4 protein-coding genes and 3 pseudogenes are annotated in these 5,966 nt (G+C 64.7%); 3 read left to right on the top strand and 4 right to left on the bottom strand.

All coding sequences use genetic code 11. From position 1 onward, the window contains the following. Positions 1 to 40 precede the first annotated feature (40 nt). Positions 41 to 358 (bottom strand): annotated as a pseudogene (locus LGN19_RS39360) (SDR family oxidoreductase); the annotation flags it as partial. On the opposite strand from LGN19_RS39360, the pseudogene LGN19_RS39355 reads away from it, so the two are divergent. Continuing rightward, positions 357 to 866, top strand: a pseudogene (locus LGN19_RS39355) (transposase); the annotation flags it as partial. The pseudogenes LGN19_RS39360 and LGN19_RS39355 overlap by 2 nt on opposite strands. Then, a pseudogene (locus LGN19_RS39350) lies at positions 854 to 1,569 on the top strand (ABC transporter substrate-binding protein); the annotation flags it as partial. The pseudogenes LGN19_RS39355 and LGN19_RS39350, both read left to right, overlap by 13 nt. 42 nt (positions 1,570 to 1,611) lie before the next feature. On the opposite strand, the gene LGN19_RS39345 reads toward LGN19_RS39350, so the two are convergent. Next, positions 1,612 to 2,748 carry a porin gene (locus LGN19_RS39345; RefSeq protein ID WP_122950602.1) on the bottom strand — a complete coding sequence of 379 codons (1,137 nt, stop codon included), beginning with the start codon at positions 2,746 to 2,748 and terminating at the stop codon, positions 1,612 to 1,614. Between the two features lie 556 nt (positions 2,749 to 3,304). Between LGN19_RS39345 and LGN19_RS39340 the strand changes: the two genes are divergently transcribed. Next, positions 3,305 to 4,246, top strand: coding sequence for a LysR family transcriptional regulator (locus LGN19_RS39340; protein ID WP_226220229.1), 942 nt, complete (start codon positions 3,305 to 3,307; stop codon positions 4,244 to 4,246). Between the two features lie 27 nt (positions 4,247 to 4,273). On the opposite strand, the gene LGN19_RS39335 is transcribed toward LGN19_RS39340, so the two are convergent. Continuing rightward, complete coding sequence (locus LGN19_RS39335; RefSeq protein WP_226220227.1) at positions 4,274 to 5,620, bottom strand: MFS transporter; 1,347 nt, start codon at positions 5,618 to 5,620, stop codon at positions 4,274 to 4,276. Between the two features lie 79 nt (positions 5,621 to 5,699). Further along, positions 5,700 to 5,966 (bottom strand): Rid family hydrolase (locus LGN19_RS39330; protein ID WP_226220224.1); only part of this gene is annotated, 267 nt, incomplete at its 5' end.

The following is a 5,966-nucleotide window of genomic DNA, read 5'->3' as shown; positions in this document are numbered from 1 at the left end:
AACACGTTGAACACTTGCAAGCGGCGTCACGACGCGCCGCTCAACCCGTATCGCCGCCCGCAACCGGCAGCACCGTGCCGGTGATGTAGCTCGCCTCGTCCGACGCGAGGAACAGGATCGGTGCGATCTGTTCGTCGAGGCTGCCGTAGCGCTTGAAGAACGTCGAATCCGTGACCTGGTGCACGGCTTCGTCCATCCATGCCTGTTCCTGTTCGCTGTCGCCGGCCGCATTGCGCGGCACGCGGCGCGGCGGTGCGCTGGTGCCGCTCGGCGCGGTGGCCACGACCCGGATGTTGTGTTCCGCGTATTCCATCGCGAGCGCCGCCGTCAGCGCATTGACGCCGCCTTTCGCCGCCGCGCGCCAGCGCGGCGTGAACCCGAACCAGCTGTTCCACTGGCGCAAGCTGTACCAGGACGGGAGCCTGTCGGCGGTCAAGGCTGGCGAGGAAGTGGTCCCGGCATTGGAGCTGGCCGATGCACTCAAGCAGATTCGCGAGCTGCAGCGGATGCTCAGCAAGAAGACCATGGAGAATGAGATTCTCCGCGAAGCAGTCGAGTATGGCCGAGCAAAAAATGTATGGTCCACCCTCGCTGCCGGAGGACGACCAGTGAAACTGGTTTGTGAGGTTCTCGGCGTGTCGCGCTCGAACGTATCGGCACGACTGTCGCGTCCGGCGACGTGGCGCGATGACCGTCAATCTCGGCAGACCGACCATGCGAGCGTAGTCGAAAAAATCCGCCGAGTCATCGGCGATTTGCCCAGCTATGGCTGCCGCCGGGTGTGGGGCTCGCTGCGCAATGAACGCATTGCTGCAGGACAGGTGCCGTTCAATGCGAAGCGCATCTATTGCAAAATGAATCGGCATTGACGGTTTCGCCCGACGTGAACACCGTGGCTGACCTCGGCGGCGAGACGGTTGCGGTGCCGTTCTGGTACTCGGTGCATAACGTCGTGCTCCAAGACATGCTGCGCGCGCAGGGTCTTGCCCCCGTGCTCAAGCATTCCGGTCCGCCAGGGCCGAAGGAAGTCAACCTAGTCGTGATCGCGCCTTCCGACATGCCGCCCTCGCTGGCCTCGAAAAAGATCGTGGGATATATCGTCGCCGAGCCGTTCAATGCGGCGGCGAGCAACTGAACGTCGGCAAGATTCTCCGCTTTACCGGAGACGTGTGACGCAACCACGCATGCTGCGTGATCTTCATGCACGAGCAGGACCTGACGCAACGCGCGGCGTGGTCGCAGAAAGTTGTCGATGCGATCGTCAACGCGCAAGTGTGGACGCGCGCCAATCCGCAGGAGGCGGCAAAACTGCTGCCGAAAGGAGGCCCGAACCGCTATACGCCCGACGCATCGCAACTGCTCGCACGCGTGCTCGCGCCGCAAGCGGCCGACCAGGGGCGTTATCTCGGCGATAATGCAATCCGGCACGCGAACGGGGGTTCGAAGCGGATCGACTTCCAGCCGTATCCCTATCCGAGCTACACGGAAGAACTCGTCCGCCAGCTGAAAACGACACAAATGGAAGGTGCGATCCAGTTCCTCGCGTCGCTCGATCCCAAACGGATCGCTTTTCGAAAGGTACGAATACCTCGGGATTTGCAATCGTTTCGCTCAGAACATGTGCCGGATGCCGGCCATCACACCAACCTGGTTCTGCCCCGGTGCGGGCGTCGTGCCGCCACCGCCGGCGCTGATCGTGAACGCGGCGTGCGCACTATTGACCAGGTAGGCGCCTTGCAGATAGATGGCGGTCTGTTTCGACAGGAAATAGGTCCCGCGCAATGCGCCGAGCGTCGCGCGCGCATCCTGGCCCGACACGTTGACGTGATAAACGCCGCCATCGATCAGGAAAGCGGGCGTCACGTAGTAGTTCGCGGTGAGATAGAACAGGTTCGAGTGCACGTTCGGGCCGCCCGACGAATCGGTGTCGACCCAACGGCCGATCCAGCCGCCGCCAACCTTCACGCCGAACGCGTTGACGTAACCGTTGACCTGCGCACGGTCGTCCTTGTCGCCGTTCGACGTCAGCGGCATCGGCTTGACGCCGTCGAAGAAGTTCGCGGCGGCCGTCGCGCCGCCACCGCGCTGTTCTTCATAGGACGCGGCCGCGCCGAACGAAGTCGAATCGTATTTGAGCATCGCCGACCACAGCCGGCACACGGTCGTCTCGCCTGGCGTCGGGCCCGCGCAGGTACCCTGTCCCGGCGAGTTTCCCGTCCCGGCCGAATCGCGGCCGAACGAATACATCGCGCCGGCCGTGAAGCCGCCGAACTTGCCGCGCCATGCCACGGCGTTGTCGGCGCGACCGTTCGGGATGTATGCATCGAGCGACGGCAGTCCGTAGATGTTCGGGCCGAGCAGGTCGGAATCGAGCACCGCGTAATACGTCATCGTGTACTGACGGCCGAACGACAGCGTGCCGTACGGGCTTTCGATCCCCACCCAGCTTTGCCGGCCGAACAAACGTCCGCCCTGCCCCATCGTGCCGCTGCCGACATTGAAGCCGCTCTCGAGCGCGAAGACGGCCTTGTAGCCGCCGCCAAGATCCTCCGATCCGCGCAGCCCCCAGCGCGACGGCAGTTCGCCGGTGATCGACGGCATCCGCACGATGCCCTTGCCCTGGGCGTTCGCGTGCGACACGTATTCGACGCCCACATCGAGCACGCCGTACAACGTCACGCTGCTTTGTGCAAAACCGGTCGTCGCGAATCCGAGCAAAGCTCCGCCGACGAGATGCTGAAATCTCATGCTGTCTCCAAATCTTAATATGGGTATTCTGGTTAATATGGGTAACTGATCAATCATCCGAAACCACCGAACTGCTTGCTGATTCGGTACAACACCCGCCGATATACGCCGGGCTGTCATGCAGGGTCTTTTCTGAAAAATGTGGCTGGACCAGACCAGGCGCGCCATGCACGTCGAGCGTTCGTCTGCTCTCGTTCGGCTCGCCGCAGGCCTCAAGCCAATGCGGAATGTATTGGGGGCGTCTCCTTGTTGCAGTATTCCGTTCGGATTTGCAACCTGTTTGCGGCGATAGTAGCGATCACAAATTGGTCAGTCCAACACCGAATGGGTATCGGTTTATATCTGACAGGTATGCTTGGCGCGAACGCCCTTGTTTGATGCATCGAGCGCCGCCATGCGGCCTTAATCCATCTGCAAACCGAAGCAATTTACGTGAAAATACCGGCCGTGCTCGCGTCGTAGCTGCCGTAGAATAGGGATCCCCTTATGCTCACACGGCTTCGATCCGTCGTGTCCGGGCTCAGTTTCGTCCCCTCTCCACTCGACGGCAACGAACATGGAACTACGCCATCTGCGCTATTTCGTTGCGGTCGCCGAAGAACGCAGCTTCACGCGCGCCGCACAACGGCTGCACATCGCACAGCCGCCGCTGAGCCGGCAGATCCAGCAGCTCGAGCAGATCCTCGGCATCGTGCTGTTCGAACGCGATTCGCGTCCGCTGAGACTCACCGAGACGGGCCGCTTCTTTTATCAGCATGCGGCGCAACTGCTCGCGCAGACGGCCGAGCTCGAATCGATGACGCGCCGCGTCGGCAAGATCGAGCGCAGCCTGTCGGTCGGCTTCGTCGGCTCGACGCTCTACGGGATGCTGCCGAAGGTCATTCGCCGCTATCGCCAGCAGCATGCGGAGGTCGAACTGAGCCTGCACGAAATGTGGACGATGGATCAGATCAAGGCGCTCAAGGAAGGCCGCATCGACGTCGGCTTCGGGCGCATCCGTCTCATCGATCCGGGTGTGCGCCGCGTGGTCTTGCGGGAAGAACCGATGATCGCGGCGCTACCGCTCGGCCACCGGCTGTGCACGACGACGACACCGCTGTCGCTACACGACCTGCTCGACGAAACGCTGATCGTGTTTCCGAAAACGCCGCGCCCAAGCTATGCGGACCAGGTTCTGTCCGCGTTCCACGATCGCGCGCTGAAGCCGGCGCGCGTGCTCGAAACGCGCGAGTTGCAGGTCGCGCTCGGGCTCGTCGCAGCCGGCGAAGGCGTGTCGATCGTGCCGAAAAGCGTGAACGGACTGAAACGCGACGACATCTCGTATCACGATCTCGACGACACCCGGCTCGTGTCGCCGATCATCATGAGCATGCGCCGGCTCGATGCGTCCGAGGACATCGAGCGCATGCTGCGCCTGATCTACGACCTGTACGACGAGGAAGGCATGGCGTATTTGCCGCCGTCGTCGGAACACGACGATCCGGCCGCGCGGAACTGACCGCGCCGGACCCGTCGATTCACGCGCTCAGTGCGGCATGGCCGGCGCGGCTTCGACGTCGGACCGATCCAGGCGCAGACTGAGCGTGGCAAGCACGGCGCCCGCCAGCGGCACGGCCAGCGCGAGGAAGAACCCGGACGGCCCGCCCCACGACAGGAAGGTCCCGCCGACGGCCGAGCCGGCGATCGCGCCCGCGCGGCCCATCCCGATCGCCCAGCCGGTCGCGGTCGCGCGCAGCGCAGTCGGATACGCGCCGACGATCAGGTAGTTCAGCGCGATCTGCTGCCCGCCGATGCCGAACCCAGCCGCACCGACGAGCGCGAACACAAGCGCCCAGTTCGTGCCGGCGTAGCCGAGTCCGATCGCGATCGCAATGCCGAACGCGAACATCGCACCGAGCAGGTTGCGCGTATTCACGCGCGGCAGCACGATCGACAGCGGAATCGCGCAGACGATGAACACCGCATTGACGATCACGGTGCCGACCGGCGCCTGCTGGGCGGTCAGGCCGGCCGCCTTCAGCACGGTCGGCAGCCACGACAGCAGCATGAACCATGCGATCCAGTTCAGCAGGTAGATGGCCCAGATGCCGAGCGTCTTGCGCGCGTAGCCGTCGCGGAACAGCGCCGCGACGCTCGCCTTCGCCGTCGCTTCATCGGGCACGGTCAGGCGCGCGTCGGCCGGCAACGGCTGCGCGACGATCTTCGCCAGCGTCGCACGCACCCGCTGCTGTGCGCGCGTGTCGCCACGCGACGCCAGGTAGAACAGCGATTCCGGCAGTAGTAGCGCGACGAGGCCGAGCACCGCGAGCGGCGCCGCGCCGCCCACCACGAAAATGCCGGACCAGCCGATCACCGGCAGCATGCGTGCTGCGAGCAGGCCGCCGAGCATCGCGCCGGCGGGCAGCCCGAGCAGCACGCCCGTCATCACCGCGCCGCGCAGGTGGGCCGGACAGTACTCGGCCGCGAGCGCGAGCAGCACTGGCGTGCATCCGCCCATCCCGAGCCCCGCGACGAAGCGCAGCGCGAGAATGTGCCGCGGGTCGCCGGCCCACGACGTCGCCAGCGTCGCGGTGCCGAACAGCGCAAGACCGATCATGATCGCCGGCCGGCGGCCGATCCGGTCGCCGACGAGCCCGAGCGTCATCGCGCCAATCGTCATGCCGACGATGCCGGCGGTCAGGATCGGCGCGAGCGCGCCGGCCGGCAGCCGGAACGACGCGAGAATCGCAGGGCCGGTAAAGGCGATCGCCTGCGTGTCGAAGCCGTCGAGCAGAGCGATCAGCACGCACAGCGCGAGCACGCGGATTTGCAGCGCGCTCAGCGGCGCGTCGTCGATCAGCGCCGGAATCGAGCGAACGGAAGTATGGGTCATGAAAGCGTCTCCAGGACCGGCCCGCTGCTCCGGGGCGATCCGCTTATCGTTTTGAAAGTCTGATGGCCGGCGCCGCGGGTCAGTCCGCGAGCACCGCCACCGCCTTGATTTCCACGATATAGCCGGGCGCGCCGCCCAGCATGTGCGCACCGACCGCCGTCCACGCCGGCTTCGGGTGTGCAGCGAGATAGCGGTCGCGCACCTGCATGAACAACGGCAGGTCGCGCATGTCGGTATGGAAGGTCGTCAGGTCGACCACGTCGTTGAACGATGCGCCGGCGGCCTCCAGCACAAGCTTCAGATTCTCGAACGCCTGCACGATCTGGGCTTCACGGCCTTCGACGAG

The sequence above is a fragment of the Burkholderia sp. AU30198 genome (assembly GCF_020419825.1).
Lineage (GTDB): Bacteria > Pseudomonadota > Gammaproteobacteria > Burkholderiales > Burkholderiaceae > Burkholderia.
Note: the sequence above shows the minus strand (reverse complement) of the source record. Positions and strands in the feature narration are given on the sequence as shown.